The organism is Methylibium rhizosphaerae (assembly GCF_006386545.1).
Taxonomy (GTDB): Bacteria; Pseudomonadota; Gammaproteobacteria; order Burkholderiales; family Burkholderiaceae_C; genus Pseudorivibacter; species Pseudorivibacter rhizosphaerae.
Genome location: NZ_SWAR01000012.1, coordinates 81,931 through 96,951 on the forward strand (window position 1 = coordinate 81,931; position 15,021 = coordinate 96,951).

The window sequence follows — 15,021 nt, forward strand, 5'->3', positions numbered from 1 at the left end:
GAAGTCGGGTCCTAAACTGTACTGAGCACTTCACCGGAGCCCCCCATGCCCGCTGCACCCAAGCAAGAAGAAGTGGTCGCCGTGCTCAACCGGCTGCTGGAGGCCGAACTGGCCGGCGTGGTGCGCTACACGCACTATTCCTTCCTGGTGTTCGGCTTCGGCCGCATTCCCATCGTGGGCTGGCTGCGCGAGCAGGCCAACGAGTCGCTGCTGCATGCGCAGCAGGTCGGGGAATGGATCACCACGCTGGGCGCTTACCCGTCGCTGGCGATCGGGCCGCTCCTGGATTCGCACCAGACCGACGTCGGCGCGATGCTGCGAGAGTCGCTCGAAGCCGAAGGCAACGCGCTGCGCCTGTACCGCGACCTGCTGGCGCTGGTGGAGGGCCACTCGGTCGGGCTGGAGGAATTCGCCCGGCAGATGATCCACGCCGAGGAGATGCACGCGGCCGAGGTGGACAAGATGCTGCGCAAGCCCGGGCAGCTGGCGGCGTTTGCGCCGCCGCCTTGATCGGCCGGGCCGCCGACATCAAAGTGCAGGCCGCTTGATCTCCGGGTCGAAGACGGTGGGATCGGTGGTCAGCAGTTCCAGCGGGTAGCGCTTGCCCGCCAGGTAGTCCTCGACGCACCGCAGCACCAGCGGGCTGCGGTGGCGCCCGGTCGATGCCCGCACCTCGTCGGCGGTCAGCCACAGGGTGCGCACGATGCCGCAGTCGAGCACCCAGCCCGGCGCCGGCTCGCTGACGGCGCCGCAGAACGCCAGGCGCAGGTAGGTCACGTCCTCACCGGTGGCTTCGCGGCGAAAGCGCGACAGGTACACCCCCACCAGCGCCTGCGGCTGGAACACGCAGCCGGTTTCCTCGAGCGCCTCGCGCACCACGCCCTGCTCGGGCGACTCGCCCGGGTCCAGGTGGCCGGCCGGGTTGTTGAGCTTCAACCCCTCCGGGGTTTCTTCCTCGACCAGCAGGAAACGGCCGTCCTGCTCTATCACGGCCGCGACAGTGACACTGGGTTTCCATCGCTCTTCGGTCATGGGGCGCATGGTAGCCACGCCCGGCAGCAGGCGCTCCTTCGGGGGATTGCATGCACGACGGTCACAACTGCTGAAAGTGCACACCCCCGCCGGAACTGCCGCATTCTTTGTGTAAGCTCCGCGCAAGTCAGCGTGCTGCCTCAAGAACCAGGAGGGTTTGATGCTCATCGGAGTACCGCTCGAAACAGCGGCGGGTGAAACTCGTGTTGCCGTAACACCGGAAACCGCCAAGAAACTCAAGGCCCAGGGGCACGTCGTGCGCATTCAGTCGGGCGCCGGCACGGCAGCCGCCGCGCCCGACGAGGCCTACACCGCGGTGGGCGCCGAGATCACCGACGCTGCCGGCGCCCTGGGTGCGGACCTGGTGCTCAAGGTGCGTTCGCCCGGCGCGGCCGAGCTGGCGCAGATGAAGCCGGGCGCGGCGCTGGTGGGCATGCTGAACCCGTTCGACCGCGACGGTCTCACCGCGCTCGCCAATGCGAAGCTGACCGCCTTCGCGCTGGAGGCGGCGCCGCGCACCACGCGCGCGCAGAGCATGGACGTGCTGTCCTCCCAGGCCAACATCGCCGGCTACAAGGCCGTGATGATCGCGGCCGACAAGTACCAGCGCCTGTTCCCGATGCTCATGACCGCCGCCGGCACGATCAAGGCGGCCCGCATCGTGATCCTGGGCGTGGGCGTGGCCGGCCTGCAGGCCATCGCCACCGCCAAGCGGCTGGGCGCGGTGATCGAGGCGTCCGACGTGCGGCCTTCGGTGAAGGAGCAGGTCGAGTCGCTGGGCGCCAAGTTCATCGACGTGCCCTACGAGACGGCCGAGGAGAAGGAGGCGGCCGAAGGCGTGGGCGGCTATGCGCGCCCCATGCCGCAGAGCTGGCTCGACCGCCAGAAGGTCGAGGTGGCCAAGCGCGTGGCGGCGGCCGACATCGTCATCACCACCGCGCTGATTCCCGGACGTGCCGCGCCGGTGCTGGTGACCGAAGAGATGGTCAGGAGCATGAAGCCGGGATCGGTGATCGTGGACCTGGCCGCCCCGGCCGGCGGCAACTGCCCGCTCACCGAGGCGGGCAAGACGGTCATCAAGCACGGCGTCACCCTCGTGGGTGAGACCAACCTGCCGGCGCTGGTGGCGGCCGACTCGAGTTCGCTGTATGCCCGCAACGTGCTGGACTTCCTGAAGCTGGTGCTCGAGAAGGAAGCTGCCGCACTCAAGATCGACCTCGAAGACGACATCGTGAAGGCCTGTCTGATGTGTCGTGACGGCCAGCTGCTGAGGGCCTAGGGCGCCGCCATGAACCGCATCATGCTGCGCGCGAAGCTGCATCGCGCCACCGTCACCGAAGCCGACCTGCACTACGAAGGCTCCTGCGGGATCGACGAGGACCTGCTCGAGGCCGCCGACATGCACGAGTTCGAGAAGATCGAGCTCTACAACGTCAACAACGGCGAGCGGTTCTCGACCTACATCATCAAGGCGCCGCGTGGTTCGGGCGTCATCTCGCTCAATGGCGCGGCGGCACGCAAGGCGCACGTGGGCGACCTCTTGATCATCTGCACCTACGCACCGATGAGCGACGACGAGGCCCGCAAGTTCAAGCCGCGTGTCGTGCTGCTCGGCGAGAACAACCGCATCAGCGAAATCAAGAAGATCTAGGAGCCACCATGGACGCGATCAGTCCGACGATCATCAACCTCATCATCTTCGTGCTCGCCATCTACGTGGGCTACCACGTGGTGTGGACGGTCACGCCTGCGCTGCACACGCCGCTGATGGCGGTGACCAACGCCATCTCGGCCATCGTGATCGTGGGCGCCATGCTGGCGGCCGCGCTCACCGAAACCGGCCTCGGCAAGAGCATGGGCGTGCTCGCGGTGGCGCTGGCGGCGGTCAACATCTTCGGCGGCTTCCTCGTCACGCGCCGCATGCTCGAGATGTTCAAGAAGAAGGACAAGCCTGCCAAGGCCGCCGAGGGGAGCAAGTGATGAGTCTCAACATCGTCACCCTGCTCTACCTGGTTGCGAGCATCTGCTTCATCCAGTCGCTCAAGGGCCTGTCGCATCCGACCACGTCGATCCGCGGCAACGTGTTCGGCATGGTCGGCATGACCATCGCGGTGTTCACCACCGCGGCGCTGATCCTGAAGCTCGCGCAGATGGCGGGCCAGAACGGGCTGGCCGGCATGGGCTGGGTGCTGCTGGGCCTGCTGGCCGGTGGTGCCTACGGCGCCTGGCGCGCCAAGACGGTCGAGATGACCAAGATGCCCGAACTGGTGGCCTTCTTCCACAGCATGATCGGCCTGTCGGCCGTGTTCATCGCGGTGGCGGCGGCGGTCGAGCCGTGGGCCTTCAACGTCACCGTCAAGGGCGGCGCCATTCCAGTGGGCAACCGGCTGGAGCTGGCCCTGGGCGCGGCCATCGGCGCCATCACCTTCAGCGGCTCGGTCATCGCCTTCGGCAAGCTCTCGGGCAAGTACAAGTTCCGCCTGTTCCAGGGCGCGCCGGTGGTGTTCAAGGGCCAGCACCTGCTGAACCTGGTGCTCGGCCTGGCGATGCTGTTCTTCATCGTCGGCTACACGGTCAGCGAAGCGAAGATCGACTTCTGGCTGCTGCTGGCCATCGCCTTCGTGCTCGGCGTGCTGATCATCATCCCGATCGGCGGTGCCGACATGCCGGTGGTGGTGTCCATGCTCAACAGCTACTCGGGCTGGGCGGCCGCGGGCATCGGCTTCTCGCTCAACAACAGCATGCTGATCATTGCCGGGTCGCTGGTGGGCTCCTCGGGCGCGATCCTGAGCTACATCATGTGCAAGGCGATGAACCGCTCGTTCTTCAACGTGATCCTGGGCGGCTTCGGCGGCGACGCCGGCGCCGCGGCCACCGGCACGCAGGAGCAGCGGCCGGTCAAGAGCGGCAGCGCCGACGACGCGGCCTACATCCTGGGCAACGCCGAGACCGTGATCATCGTGCCGGGCTACGGCCTGGCGGTGGCGCGCGCGCAGCATGCAGTGCAGGAACTGGCCGAGAAGCTCACCCACAAGGGCGTGAACGTGAAGTACGCGATCCACCCGGTGGCAGGCCGCATGCCCGGCCACATGAACGTGCTGCTGGCCGAAGCCGAGGTGCCCTATGACCAGGTGTTCGAGATGGAGGACATCAACGGCGAATTCGGCCAGGCCGACGTGGCCATCATCCTGGGCGCCAACGACGTGGTGAACCCGGCCGCGCTGCAGAAGGGATCGCCGATCTTCGGCATGCCGATCCTCGAGGCCTACAAGGCCAAGACGGTCATCGTCAACAAGCGCTCCATGGCCGCTGGTTATGCCGGCCTCGACAACGAACTCTTCTACATGGACAAGACCATGATGGTCTTCGGCGACGCGAAGAAGGTGGTCGAGGAAATGGTCAAGGCGGTGGAGTGATCCGCAGGCACGCACGCTCGGCGTGCAAACGCCACGGGCCGGCTCATGCCGGCCTTTTTTGTGCCCGTGTTTCCCGCGCCGCCTAAGGAGATGCCTCTAGGCGGTGTATCGAAACACCTGATACGGGCGCTGTCAGCCCTCGGTCAGAATCGCGCGACCCTGGGTGGCCTTGCCCGGCACTCTTCATCTGACGAATCACCTCTTCCAAGAAAGACAAGCCATGGAGAAGATCTGGCTCAAGCACTACCCGCCGGGTGTGCCGCATGAAATCAACCCCGACCAGTACTCCTCGCTGGTGGCACTGCTGGAAGAGAGCTTCAAGAAGTACGCCGAGCGGCCGGCCTACAAGTTCATGGGCAAGACGGTCACCTACCAGCAGGTGGACGACCTGTCGCGCGCCTTCGGCGCCTACCTGCAGAGCCTGGGGCTCGAGAAGGGCGACCGCGTGGCGATCATGATGCCCAACACGCCCCAGTACCCGGTGGCGGTGGCCGGCATCCTGCGCGCCGGCTACGTGGTGGTGAACGTCAACCCGCTGTACACGCCCCGCGAGCTGGAGCACCAGCTCAAGGACTCGGGCTCCAAGGCCATCGTCATCATCGAGAACTTCGCCTCCACGCTGCAGCAGTGCATCGCCAGCACGCCGGTCAAGCACGTGGTGCTGGCGGCCATGGGCGACCTGCTGGGCCTGCTCAAGGGCAGCATCGTCAACTACGTGGTGCGCAACGTGAAGAAGATGGTGCCGGCCTATTCGCTGCCGGGCGCCGTGCGCTTCAACGACGCGGTGAGCCGTGGCCGCGCCGCCGCCTTCCGCGCGCCCACCATCACGCGCGACGACATCGCGGTGCTGCAGTACACCGGCGGCACCACCGGCGTCAGCAAGGGCGCGGTGCTCAAGCATCGCAACATCATCGCCAACGTGCTGCAGTCCGAAGCCTGGAACGCTCCCGCGCTCAAGCACGTGCCGGCGGGCGAGCAGCCCACCACCATCTGCGCGCTGCCGCTCTATCACATCTTCGCGTTCACCGTGAACATGATGCTGTCGATGCGCATCGGCGGCTGCAACGTGCTGATCCCGAACCCGCGCGACCTGCCCGCGGTGCTGAAGGAGCTGTCGCAGCACAAGTTCCACAGCTTCCCGGCGGTGAACACCCTGTTCGGCGCACTGGCCAACCACAAGGACTTCAACACGGTGGACTGGTCGAGCCTCAAGCTCAGCGTGGGCGGCGGCATGGCGGTCACCTCGGGCACGGCCAAGCTGTGGCTCGAGAAGACGCACACGCCGATCTGCGAGGGCTACGGCCTGTCGGAAACCTCGCCGTCGGCCAGCTGCAACCCCGTGGACAGCAAGGCCTACACCGGCACCATCGGCCTGCCCATCCCGTCGACCGAATTCAAGCTGCTCGACGACGACGGCAACGAGGTGCCGATGGGCACGCCTGGCGAGATCTGCATCCGCGGCCCGCAGGTGATGGCCGGCTACTGGCAGCGGCCCGACGAAACCGCCAAGGTCATGACGGCCGACGGCTTCTTCCGCACCGGCGACGTCGGCACGGTGGACGAACGCGGCTACTTCAAGATCGTCGACCGCAAGAAGGACATGATCCTGGTGTCGGGCTTCAACGTGTACCCCAACGAGGTCGAGGACGTGGTCTCGCAGCTCGAAGGTGTGCTCGAGTGCGCGGCCGTCGGTGTGCCCGACGAGAAGTCCGGCGAGGCGGTGAAGCTGGTCATCGTCAAGAAGAACCCGGCCCTCACCGAAGCCGACGTGCGTGCCTTCAGCGAAGCCAACCTCACCGGTTACAAGCGGCCCAAGGTGATCGAGTTCCGCACCGAGCTGCCCAAGACGCCGGTCGGCAAGATCCTGCGGCGGGAGTTGCGGGTGAAGTGAGGCCCACCCCCGTAGCGCCTGCGGCACTCCCCCTCAAGGGGGCGACGCCGATGGACCGGCGGAGCCGGATCCATGGCGTCCACTCTGATCGACAAAGGGCCGCAATGCGGCCCTTTGTCTCTCTCTGGTCGTGGTTGGGGTGTGGTGCGACACTGCGGGGCTATGACGCTTGCCATCGTTGCTGCCATGCACGAGGAACTGCGTGCGCTGCTGCCGGCTCTGGAGTCGGCGCGCGTGGTTCACCATGCCGGGCGCGAATTCCATTGCGGCCGGCTCGATGGCCATGAAGTGGTGCTGGTGCTCTCGCGCATCGGCAAGGTGGCCGCGGCCACCACGGCGGCTTTGCTGGTCGAACGGTTCGACGCGCGGCGGGTGCTCTTCACCGGGGTGGCCGGCGGCCTGGGCCCGGCGGTCAGGGTGGGCGACGTGGTGGTGGCGCGCGAGCTGCTGCAGCACGACATGGACGCCTCGCCGCTGTTTCCGCGCTACGAGGTGCCGCTCACCGGCCGCGCCCGATTTGCCACCGATGCGCCGATGAGCGACGCGCTGGTGGCGGCCGCGCGCGAAGGCGTGTCCAGGGTGCTGGAGCTGGCCGGGCCGCTGCACCGGCTGGCCGACTTCGGCATCGGTGCGCCGGGCGTGCACGAAGGCCTGGTGGTGAGCGGCGACCGGTTCGTCGCCACCGCCGGTGAAGGCGAGATCCTGCGCGCCAACCTGCCCGACGCGGTGGCGGTCGAGATGGAGGGGGCGGCGGTGGCCCAGGTGTGCCACGACTGCGACGTGCCGTTCGCCGTGCTGCGCAGCATCTCCGACCGTGCCGACGACAGCGCGCACGTCGACTTCACCCGGTTCGTCGAGGCGGTGGCCAGCCGCTACACGGCCACCATCGTGCGGCTGTGGCTGCGCCGCTGGCCGGCGCCCGGCGCCTCGCCGGACGCCGACGAAGCGCTGTGATGCCGACCCCGCTGCGATGGTTGTGGCGTGCGCTGCGCGGCGTGGCCGTGGGGCTGCTGGCGGCGCTGGTGTTCCTCGAGGAATGGGGCTGGCGCCCGCTGTCGGCGGCGCTCGGCCGGCTGGCGAAGTGGCCGCCTCTGGCCTGGCTCGAAGCCCGCATCCGCAACGCGCCGCCGGCGGTGGCGCTGGTGCTGTTCCTGCTGCCCACGCTGCTGCTCTTCCCGGTCAAGCTGGCCGCCCTGTGGTTCATCCAGCAGGGTCATGCGGCATTCGGCCTGGCGGTCATCGTGGCGGCCAAGCTGGCGGGCACGGCGCTGGTGGGGCGGCTCTTCGTGCTCACCCAGCCGCAGCTGATGCGCTATGCGTGGTTTGCGCGGGCGCTGGCCTGGTGGGTGGCACTGAAGGCGCGCGTGGGCGCCGCGGTGCGCGGCTGGGCGCTCTGGCAGCAGATGCGCCGCCTGGGTCAGCGCATGCGCGCCTGGTGGCGGCTGCGCATGCGTTCGTCCTCTTCGTTGCGGTAGGGCAGCGGCGAGCGCAAGCCTCGGCGCTCAGGGCATGGCGGCCATGGCCTGCGCCACCGCCGCGGTGAGCCGCTTGCCATAGGGCACGTGCAGGAACTCGTTCGGGCCGTGCGCGTTGCTCTTCGGGCCCAGCACGCCGCAGACCATCATCTGCGCCTTGGGGAAGCCCTTTTCCAGCATGTTCATGAGCGGGATGGTGCCGCCCTGGCCGATGAAGCCGAGCGGCGCGCCCCAGTGCCGTTGCGAAGCCGCGTCGAGCGCGGTCTCGAGCCATGGCGCCAGGGACGGCGCGTTCCAGCCATTGGCGCCCATCGCATCCATGCGGCCGTCAGCCGCGAAGGTGACCTTGGCGTGGTACGGGGCGTTGTCTTCGAGCAGGGCCTTCAGGCGCTGCGCCGCCTGGTTGGCGTCGACCAGCGGCGGCAGGCGCAGGCTGAGCTTGAACGCGGTGTAGGGGCGCAGCACGTTGCCGGCGTTGCCGATGGGCGGGAAGCCGTCGGCGCCGGTGACCGACAGCGTGGGCCGCCAGGTGCGGTTGAGCAGTGCCTCCATCGGGTCGGTGGTGGTGGGCAGCGCGCTGCCGCCGTCGGCGGCGCAGGCCCACGGGAAGCGCTTCCACACCTCGTCCTTGAGGATGGCCGCGGTGGCGCGGGCCTGGTCCAGGCGCTCGGCCGGGATCTCGCAATGGAAGCTCTCGGGCAGCAGGCGGCCGGTCTTGCTGTCTTCGAGCCGGTCGAGCACCTGCCGCAGGATGCGGAAGCTCGACGGCACCAGGCCGCTGGCGTCGCCGGAATGGATGCCTTCGGTGAGGATCTCCACCTTCAGCGTGCCGGTCACGTTGCCGCGCAGCGAGGTGGTGAGCCACAGCTGGTCGTAGTTGCCGGCGCCGGAGTCGAGGCAGACCACCAGCGACACGTCGCCCAGCCGGGGGCCCAGCGCGTCGATGTAGGCCGGCAGGTCGCCCGAGCCGCTTTCCTCGCAGGTCTCGATGAGGCCGACGATGCGCGGGCGCGGCACGCCCTGCTCGTCGAGCGCGCGGATCGCGGCCACCGAGGCATAGATGGCGTAGCCGTCGTCGGCGCCGCCGCGGCCGTAGAGCTTGTCGTTCTCGTACTTGGGCGTCCAGGGTCCCAGGTCGCTGCGCCAGCCGGTGAACTCGGGCTGCTTGTCGAGGTGGCCGTACATCAGCACCGTGCCGCTGGAGCCGGCCTTGGTGGCCGGCACTTCGAAGAAGATCACCGGCGTGCGCGGATTGCCGGCGTCGTCGTGCAGCCGCACGACTTCGAGCTTGAGGCCGGCGATCTTCTGCGCCTCCACCCAGGCGGCGGCGCGGCGTACCACCGTGTCGATGTGGCCGTTGGCCGCCCATTGCGCATCGAACAGCGGGCTCTTCGCCGGGATCTCGATGTACTGGGTCAGCTCGGGCACGATCTGGCGGTCCCAGGCCGTGTCGACGAAGCTGGACAGGCGCTGCAGGTCGAGCGCGGGTAGGCGATCGGGGGCGTTCATTCGGGCTCCTTCGTGGGGAGGGGAAAAAGGGGGGTGGTGGGGGAGTATAGGCAGGCGAAGATGCCCGCTGTGGCAGCGTTTGAGATCACATATATTTGACCAAAAGCTGCGAATCGATAAACTCTATGTGATGCCAAGAAGCCCGCAAGCCCTCGCCACCCTGCCGCCTGCCGCCTCCGAGGCCCTGCGCCGGCTGGGGGCCAACCTGGCCATTGCACGCGTGCGCCGCAAGGAGTCGCAGCGGCTGTGGGCGCAGCGGCTGGGCGTCTCGGTGCCCACGCTCATCCGCATGGAACAGGGCGATGCCGGGGTGAGCATCGGCATCTATGCCACCGCGTTGTGGCTCATGGGCCGGGTGCAGGCGCTGCCTGAGCTGGCCGACCCGGCCCAGGACCGCGGCGCGCTCGAGATGGACGTGCGCGAAGCGGTGAAGCGCCGCGCGGTGCGCTCGGCCGCTTCGGCCGAAGCCCGCCTGGCACGACAGGCGCCAACCTCCGACGCGCCCGCGCCGGCGCCCAGGAAAGCGAAGCCGGCATGAACGCGCGCGCCGAGGCGGCCGCCCGCTACAAGCCGGTCGACCAGCTCTACCTCTGGCTGCTGACCCGGCCCGCTCAGCCGGTGCTGATCGGCGAGCTCAACATGGTGCGCACCTCGCGAGGCGTTTCGCTGCGCTACGACGCGGGCTGGATCGAGCGGGGCTTTGCGCTTTCCGAAGACCTGCCGCTGCTGGCCGGCGAGGAGTTCCTGCCGCACGAGAAGGACACCGCCGCCGGCGCGGTGGACGATGCCCGGCCCGACCGCTGGGGCGAGCGTGTCATCAAGTTCCTCGACAAGCCGCCGCGCCTGTCGCTGCTCGAATACCTCTACTTCGCCGGCGACGATCGTTTCGGTGCGCTGGGCGTGTCGACTTCGCGCGAGCGCTACGAGCCGCGCCGCATCGGCCCGCTGCCGCGCCTGGCCGATGCGCCTGTGCTGCACGAGCTGGTGCACAAGGTGCTGGCCAACGAGCCCATCGCGGCCGAGCAGCGGCGGCTCGTCACGCCCGGCGTCACCATGGGCGGCGCGCGGCCCAAGGGCCTGCTCAGCATCGACGGCGAGGAGTGGGTGGTGAAGTTCGCCGACGGCGATGCCACCGACACGCCGCTCATCGAGCACGCCACCATGACGCTGGCAGCCCGGGCCGGCATTCGCGTGGCCGCCACCCGCGCATTGCGCCTGGTGCACGGCCACGCGGTGGCGGTGCGCCGCTTCGACCGCGACGGCGCACTCCGCCTGCATGCCCTGTCGGCCAACGTGGCGCTCAAGGCCGCGGCCGAACCGCTGGGCTATCCCGAGCTCGCCCAGCTGCTGCGTCGCCGCGGCGTGGCCGAAGGCGGGGTGAACGTCGAGCAGATGCGCGAGCTGTTCCGCCGCATGGTGTTCAACATCCTGATCGACAACACCGACGACCACGAGAAGAACCACGTGCTGCTGGTCAACGACGCCCAGCAGTACGAGTTGTCTCCCGCGTTCGACGTGCTGCCCTCGGGCCAGGCGCTGGGCTACCAGCAGATGCGCGTGGGTGAAGACCAGGCCGATGCCACGCTCGACAACGCTCTGTCGATGAGCGCGCTGTTCGGGCTCAGGAAGAACGAGGCACAGGCCGAGGTGTCGCGCGTGGCCGCCGTGGTGGCCGGCTGGAAGCAGCATTTCGCCGCGCAGGGGGTCGCTGCGCGCGACATCGAGTTCCATGCCGGGCAGATCGACCGCGACTTCCTGCGCGACCAGCGGCGGGCCTTCTCGAAGGAGCGTTAGCCGCCTTCGCGCAAGGCCGCTTCCACGAAGTCGAGGAGGCACTGCACCTTCATCGGCAGGTGGCGCCGCTGCGTCGTCACGCCGAACACGCCATGGGCCGGTGGCATGCACTGCGGCAGCAGCGCGACCAGCTTGCGCGAGGCCAGCAGGTCGTCCACCACGAACAGCGGCGTCAGCGTCACGCCCAGGCCGGCCAGCAGCGCCTCGCGCAGCATCAGGCTGTTGTCCACCTGCAGCCGGCCGGTCACCGGCACGCTGAGCTGCCGGCCCTGCACCACGAACGGCCAGCGGCTGCCGGTGCCGGAGGTGGCATACACCAGGGTCTGGTGGTCGGCCAGGTCGGCCGGCGTGCGCAGCGGCGGCGCCCCCTTCAGGTAGCGCGGCGACGCCACCAACACCCGCGGCATCTGCCCCAGCCGCCGGGCGTACAGCGATGAGTCGTCGAGTGCGCTGCTCACCCTCAACGCACAGTCGAAGCGTTCGGCCACCAGGTCCACGAACCGGTCGCTCAGCGCCAGGTCCAGCTCCAGGCCGGGGTGGCGGACCATGAAGTCGGGCAGCCGCGGCGACAGCCAGCGCAGTGCGAACGAGGTGGGCACGGCCACGCGCAGCCGCCCGGTGGGCCGGCCGCCCTGCTCGCGCAGCCGCTCGACCGCGGACTCGGTCTCGTCCAGCACCCGCACCACCGACTCGTAGAAGCCTTCACCGGCCTCGGTGAGGGCGAGCGTGCGGGTCGTGCGCTGCAGCAGCAGCACGCCCAGCTCCTGCTCCAGCCCCGCCACCAGCTTGCTGACGGCGCTGCCGCCCAGGCCCAGCCGCACCCCGGCGCGCTTGAACGACTTCTGCTCGACGACGGCCCGGAAGGCCCGCATGCCCTGAAGGGAAGGGTGGCTCATGTTGGTTCCAAAGGCGACCTGATCAAGTTCCGATGAATGCTAACCACTGCCCCGGAGGAATTTCTACAGTGACCGCATCGATCAACGCCTGGAGACCCCCGCCATGCAGCCGACCGCTTCCTCCTCCCCGCCCTGGGCCCTGCTCGGCGCCACCGGCTTTGCGCTCGGCGTGGGCGTGCCGCTGGGCAAGCAGGCGGTCGCCCACGGCGCCGCACCGCTCGCGTTTGCGCTGTGGCCGGCGCTGTCCACCGTGGTGGTGCTAGGACTGCTGGCATGGCGCCGCCATGGCCTGCCGGCGGCCCCGGCGCGGCTGCTGCGCTTCGGCCTGCTCGCAGGCCTGCTGGGCGCAGCGGTGCCCAACACGCTGGCGGCCTGGGTGGCGGTGGAAGCCGGGGCCAGCATCACCGCGCTGGCCTACACCCTGCCGCCGCTGTTCACCCTCGCTCTGATGCTGCTGCTCGGCTTCGAGCCTTTGCGCTGGCAGCGCCTGTCCGCCGTGGTGCTGGCTTTCGCCGGCGCGTTCTGGCTGGCGAGCTCCCGGGTCGCCGACGGCGCGCTGCGGCCCGAGGCCGCGATCGGTCTGCTGGCCATCCCGCTGTCGCTTGCCGGGGGCAATGTGTTCCGCGCGCGGTGCCTGCCGCAGGGCGTGGCGGCCGAATGGCTGGGCGTTGCCACCGCGGCCGGCGCGGCCGCCCTGCTGTTGCCGGCCTGGGCCGTGACCGGCGCACGCGCGGTGCCTCTCGAAGCCTGGCCCTATGTCGCCGCCCAGATGGCAGCGGCTCCGCTGGCCATGCTCTTGTACTTCCGCCTGCAGCAGCGGGCCGACGCCATGACGATGAGCTTCATCGGCTATGCCATGGCGCTGTGCGCCGCGCTGCTGGGCACCGTGCTGCTCGGCGAGCGGCTGCCGTGGCAGCTGGCGCCGGCCGCCGCCCTGATCGTCGCGGGCTTCTGGTGGATGCAGCGCACGGCACCCATGCCGGCCGCGGCCTTGCCCGCGCATCGCTGAATCGACGAGGGGACACCCGCCATGCAAGCAATGGATCTGCGCCGCGCCGGCACCCGTGGCGCCCAACACGCCGACTGGCTCGACGCGCGCTTCAGCTTCGCCTTCGGCGACTACCGCGATCCCGCGCGGATGGGTTTCGGCGTGCTGCGCGTACTCAACGACGACCGCATCCAGCCAGGCGCCGGCTTTCCGATGCATCCGCACCGCGACATGGAGATCCTGATGCTGCCGTTGTCAGGCGCGATCGCGCATGCCGACAGCCTGGGCAACTCGCTGGTGGTGCAGCCCGACGACGTGCTGCTGATGAGCGCCGGCGCCGGCATCCGGCACAGCCAGATGAACGCCTTGCCGGATGCGGTGGACCATCACCTGCAGCTGTGGCTGCTGCCGCGCCGGCGTGGCACCGCGCCGCGCATCGAGCATCGGCGGTTCGACCCGGCTGCCCGCCGGGGACGCTGGCAGCTGATCGCCTCGCCCGATGGCGCCGACGGCAGCCTGTGCATCGACCAGGATGCCCGGGTGTGGCGTGCCGCCCTGCCGCCGCGGTCGGTGCTTTCCTTCGTGCCGGAGCCCGGGCGCAGCGCCTACCTCCATGTGGCCACCGGGCATGTCGGGCTCGCGACGCAAGCGCCGGGGCCGGGGCCAGCCGTTGCACTGGAGGCCGGCGATGCAGTCGCCTGGCGCGAGGCCGCCCGGTTCGAACTCGGCACGGCGCACGACGGCACCAGCGAGCTGCTGCTGTTCGACCTGCCGGCGCTGACCGACGACGGCCTGGGGCTCAGCGGGGGAAGGTGAAGTCGAGCCACTCGCGCAGCCGCTGCAGCACCTGCGCCTGCTCGGGCTCGTTGAAGATCTCGTGCGACAGCTGCGCGAACTCGTGATGCGCCACCACGTCGGGCGGCGCGGCGTTGGCAAAGGCGGCGCTGCCGCGCGGCGCCACGCAGCGGTCGGCGCCGGCCCACATGAGCAGCGTCGGCGTGTTCCAGGCGGCAGCCCGGGCACGCGTCACTTCGCCGCCATCGACGATGAAGCGCACCAGCTTCGCGGTCACCCGGTCGTGCACCATCGGGTCGGCCTTGTAGGCCGCCACCACGGCCGCATCGCGCGACACCCAGGCGGGATCCAGCCCGTTGCCGACCGCGGTGTTCGGTGCCACCGCGCCCATCAGGCCCAGCAGCTGCTTCTGCAGCGCATTCATGCCGGGATCCAGCGCCGGCGACGACATCACCAGCGCGTCCACCGGCCGGGCCCAGCCGGCGCGCGGCGCGCCGGCGGGCTGCGCCTGCTCGGCCACGAAGCGCCCCACCAGCAGGCCGCCCATGCTGTGGCCCAGCAGCACCAGCGGCTGGTCCGGGTGCTGGTGGCGCAGGTGGTCGACGAGCGCCGCCAGGTCCCACAGCAGGTCGTCGCCCTGTGCCAGGCCGCCCCGCGGGCCGGGCGAGCGGCCGTGTCCGCGCTGGTCGTAGCCGGTCACTTCCCAGCCGGCCGCGTTGAGCATGCCCGCCACGTGCACATAGCGGCCGATGTGTTCGCCCAGCCCGTGCACCAGCACCACCTGACCACGCGGCCGGTTGCCCGCCGGCAAGGGCCAGTGGCGCAGGTGCAGCTCGAGCCCGTCGCGGGTGGTGAGGCTGGTGATGGTGGTCATGGGGGCGCAGTCTAGGCCTGTTCACGTTGATGGGCACTGCCGGCCGGCGGGTGCCTGCCATGCCGCAACGCAGCATCGGCGTGGTGTGGGCAAGCCCGCCGATGGGGCATTTCCACGCCACCTACATGCGGGGGTTTTTCACGCTGACAGCGCCTGGCGGCGACCGCCACGATAGTTGCGGTGTGTTCATCGCGGTTCTGCAGGCGTATCCTCGATCCGGCCCGCTTGGTCGAACCACAGGAGTTCTGCTGTGATGTCGCCACCGTCCTTCGCATGTCGTCCGCGGCCTGTGCCGGGCCCGGCGGCGCTGCGCAGTGCGTGCTGGGGGCCATGGCGCCCTGCGTCGGTCGC

At 69.5% G+C, this 15,021-nt stretch carries 16 protein-coding genes; 12 read left to right on the top strand and 4 right to left on the bottom strand.

Features of this window, described 5'->3' with window-relative positions:
- Window positions 1-45 precede the first annotated feature (45 nt).
- Window positions 46-510 carry a ferritin-like domain-containing protein gene (locus E8D38_RS11280; RefSeq protein WP_140629578.1) on the top strand — a complete coding sequence of 155 codons (465 nt, stop codon included), beginning with the start codon at window positions 46-48 and terminating at the stop codon, window positions 508-510.
- Between the two features lie 18 nt (window positions 511-528).
- On the opposite strand, the gene E8D38_RS11285 is transcribed toward E8D38_RS11280, so the two are convergent.
- The gene (locus E8D38_RS11285; protein ID WP_140629581.1) at window positions 529-1,032 is read right to left on the bottom strand and encodes an NUDIX hydrolase; all 504 of its coding nucleotides are present in this window, start codon (window positions 1,030-1,032) and stop codon (window positions 529-531) included.
- Between the two features lie 160 nt (window positions 1,033-1,192).
- On the opposite strand from E8D38_RS11285, the gene E8D38_RS11290 reads away from it, so the two are divergent.
- The 7 genes from E8D38_RS11290 (at window position 1,193) to E8D38_RS11320 (ending at window position 7,814) form a co-directional block, all read left to right on the top strand.
- A complete protein-coding gene (locus E8D38_RS11290; RefSeq protein WP_140629587.1) occupies window positions 1,193-2,311 on the top strand; it encodes a Re/Si-specific NAD(P)(+) transhydrogenase subunit alpha in 1,119 nt (372 codons plus the stop codon).
- A 9-nt stretch (window positions 2,312-2,320) separates the two neighbouring features.
- Entirely contained in the window at window positions 2,321-2,683 is a 363-nt protein-coding gene (gene panD / locus E8D38_RS11295) for an aspartate 1-decarboxylase (RefSeq protein WP_140629590.1), read from the top strand.
- Between the two features lie 8 nt (window positions 2,684-2,691).
- Entirely contained in the window at window positions 2,692-3,012 is a 321-nt protein-coding gene (locus tag E8D38_RS11300) for an NAD(P) transhydrogenase subunit alpha part 2 (RefSeq protein WP_140629593.1), read from the top strand.
- A complete protein-coding gene (locus E8D38_RS11305; protein ID WP_140629595.1) occupies window positions 3,012-4,448 on the top strand; it encodes an NAD(P)(+) transhydrogenase (Re/Si-specific) subunit beta in 1,437 nt (478 codons plus the stop codon). Before E8D38_RS11300 ends, E8D38_RS11305 begins: the two co-directional genes overlap by 1 nt.
- Window positions 4,449-4,668: 220 nt before the next feature.
- On the top strand, window positions 4,669-6,339 hold the full coding sequence (locus E8D38_RS11310) for a long-chain-fatty-acid--CoA ligase (RefSeq protein ID WP_140629599.1): 1,671 nt from the start codon (window positions 4,669-4,671) through the stop codon (window positions 6,337-6,339).
- A gap of 162 nt (window positions 6,340-6,501) precedes the next feature.
- On the top strand, window positions 6,502-7,293 hold the full coding sequence (locus E8D38_RS11315; protein ID WP_140629604.1) for a 5'-methylthioadenosine/adenosylhomocysteine nucleosidase: 792 nt from the start codon (window positions 6,502-6,504) through the stop codon (window positions 7,291-7,293).
- Window positions 7,293-7,814: a hypothetical protein gene (locus E8D38_RS11320; RefSeq protein WP_140629609.1), complete on the top strand. Its 522-nt coding sequence runs from the start codon at window positions 7,293-7,295 to the stop codon at window positions 7,812-7,814. The genes E8D38_RS11315 and E8D38_RS11320 overlap by 1 nt, the downstream gene beginning before the upstream one ends.
- A 27-nt stretch (window positions 7,815-7,841) precedes the next feature.
- Here E8D38_RS11320 and E8D38_RS11325 read toward each other — a convergent pair whose 3' ends face one another.
- Window positions 7,842-9,323 (bottom strand): M20 family metallopeptidase, encoded by a 1,482-nt coding sequence (locus E8D38_RS11325; RefSeq protein ID WP_140629616.1) that lies wholly within the window; start codon window positions 9,321-9,323, stop codon window positions 7,842-7,844.
- 130 nt (window positions 9,324-9,453) lie between these two features.
- On the opposite strand from E8D38_RS11325, the gene E8D38_RS11330 reads away from it, so the two are divergent.
- A complete protein-coding gene (locus E8D38_RS11330; protein WP_140629728.1) occupies window positions 9,454-9,861 on the top strand; it encodes an XRE family transcriptional regulator in 408 nt (135 codons plus the stop codon).
- Window positions 9,858-11,117 (top strand): type II toxin-antitoxin system HipA family toxin, encoded by a 1,260-nt coding sequence (locus E8D38_RS11335; protein ID WP_140629622.1) that lies wholly within the window; start codon window positions 9,858-9,860, stop codon window positions 11,115-11,117. Before E8D38_RS11330 ends, E8D38_RS11335 begins: the two co-directional genes overlap by 4 nt.
- On the opposite strand, the gene E8D38_RS11340 is transcribed toward E8D38_RS11335, so the two are convergent.
- The gene (locus E8D38_RS11340) at window positions 11,114-12,013 is read right to left on the bottom strand and encodes a LysR family transcriptional regulator (RefSeq protein WP_140629625.1); all 900 of its coding nucleotides are present in this window, start codon (window positions 12,011-12,013) and stop codon (window positions 11,114-11,116) included. The two genes, E8D38_RS11335 and E8D38_RS11340, sit on opposite strands and share 4 nt — an antisense overlap.
- A 103-nt stretch (window positions 12,014-12,116) precedes the next feature.
- On the opposite strand from E8D38_RS11340, the gene E8D38_RS11345 reads away from it, so the two are divergent.
- Together E8D38_RS11345 and E8D38_RS11350 are read left to right on the top strand one after the other, a co-directional pair.
- Window positions 12,117-13,022: a DMT family transporter gene (locus E8D38_RS11345; protein WP_140629628.1), complete on the top strand. Its 906-nt coding sequence runs from the start codon at window positions 12,117-12,119 to the stop codon at window positions 13,020-13,022.
- 21 nt (window positions 13,023-13,043) lie between these two features.
- Window positions 13,044-13,817, top strand: coding sequence for a pirin family protein (locus E8D38_RS11350; protein WP_140629633.1), 774 nt, complete (start codon window positions 13,044-13,046; stop codon window positions 13,815-13,817).
- On the opposite strand, the gene E8D38_RS11355 is transcribed toward E8D38_RS11350, so the two are convergent.
- The gene (locus E8D38_RS11355) at window positions 13,801-14,670 is read right to left on the bottom strand and encodes an alpha/beta hydrolase (protein WP_140629636.1); all 870 of its coding nucleotides are present in this window, start codon (window positions 14,668-14,670) and stop codon (window positions 13,801-13,803) included. The two genes, E8D38_RS11350 and E8D38_RS11355, sit on opposite strands and share 17 nt — an antisense overlap.
- Between the last annotated feature and the right edge of the window lie 351 nt (window positions 14,671-15,021).

Excerpts from the sequence above, each read along its gene's own strand:
- E8D38_RS11280 (WP_140629578.1), top strand. The coding sequence starts at position 46 with ATGCCCGCTGCACCCAAGCAAGAAGAAGTGGTCGCCGTGCTCAACCGG.
- E8D38_RS11285 (WP_140629581.1), bottom strand. The coding sequence starts at position 1,032 with ATGACCGAAGAGCGATGGAAACCCAGTGTCACTGTCGCGGCCGTGATA.
- E8D38_RS11290 (WP_140629587.1), top strand. The coding sequence starts at position 1,193 with ATGCTCATCGGAGTACCGCTCGAAACAGCGGCGGGTGAAACTCGTGTT.
- panD (WP_140629590.1), top strand. The coding sequence starts at position 2,321 with ATGAACCGCATCATGCTGCGCGCGAAGCTGCATCGCGCCACCGTCACC.
- E8D38_RS11300 (WP_140629593.1), top strand. The coding sequence starts at position 2,692 with ATGGACGCGATCAGTCCGACGATCATCAACCTCATCATCTTCGTGCTC.
- E8D38_RS11305 (WP_140629595.1), top strand. The coding sequence starts at position 3,012 with ATGAGTCTCAACATCGTCACCCTGCTCTACCTGGTTGCGAGCATCTGC.
- E8D38_RS11310 (WP_140629599.1), top strand. The coding sequence starts at position 4,669 with ATGGAGAAGATCTGGCTCAAGCACTACCCGCCGGGTGTGCCGCATGAA.
- E8D38_RS11315 (WP_140629604.1), top strand. The coding sequence starts at position 6,502 with ATGACGCTTGCCATCGTTGCTGCCATGCACGAGGAACTGCGTGCGCTG.
- E8D38_RS11320 (WP_140629609.1), top strand. The coding sequence starts at position 7,293 with ATGCCGACCCCGCTGCGATGGTTGTGGCGTGCGCTGCGCGGCGTGGCC.
- E8D38_RS11325 (WP_140629616.1), bottom strand. The coding sequence starts at position 9,323 with ATGAACGCCCCCGATCGCCTACCCGCGCTCGACCTGCAGCGCCTGTCC.
- E8D38_RS11330 (WP_140629728.1), top strand. The coding sequence starts at position 9,454 with ATGCCAAGAAGCCCGCAAGCCCTCGCCACCCTGCCGCCTGCCGCCTCC.
- E8D38_RS11335 (WP_140629622.1), top strand. The coding sequence starts at position 9,858 with ATGAACGCGCGCGCCGAGGCGGCCGCCCGCTACAAGCCGGTCGACCAG.
- E8D38_RS11340 (WP_140629625.1), bottom strand. The coding sequence starts at position 12,013 with ATGAGCCACCCTTCCCTTCAGGGCATGCGGGCCTTCCGGGCCGTCGTC.
- E8D38_RS11345 (WP_140629628.1), top strand. The coding sequence starts at position 12,117 with ATGCAGCCGACCGCTTCCTCCTCCCCGCCCTGGGCCCTGCTCGGCGCC.
- E8D38_RS11350 (WP_140629633.1), top strand. The coding sequence starts at position 13,044 with ATGCAAGCAATGGATCTGCGCCGCGCCGGCACCCGTGGCGCCCAACAC.
- E8D38_RS11355 (WP_140629636.1), bottom strand. The coding sequence starts at position 14,670 with ATGACCACCATCACCAGCCTCACCACCCGCGACGGGCTCGAGCTGCAC.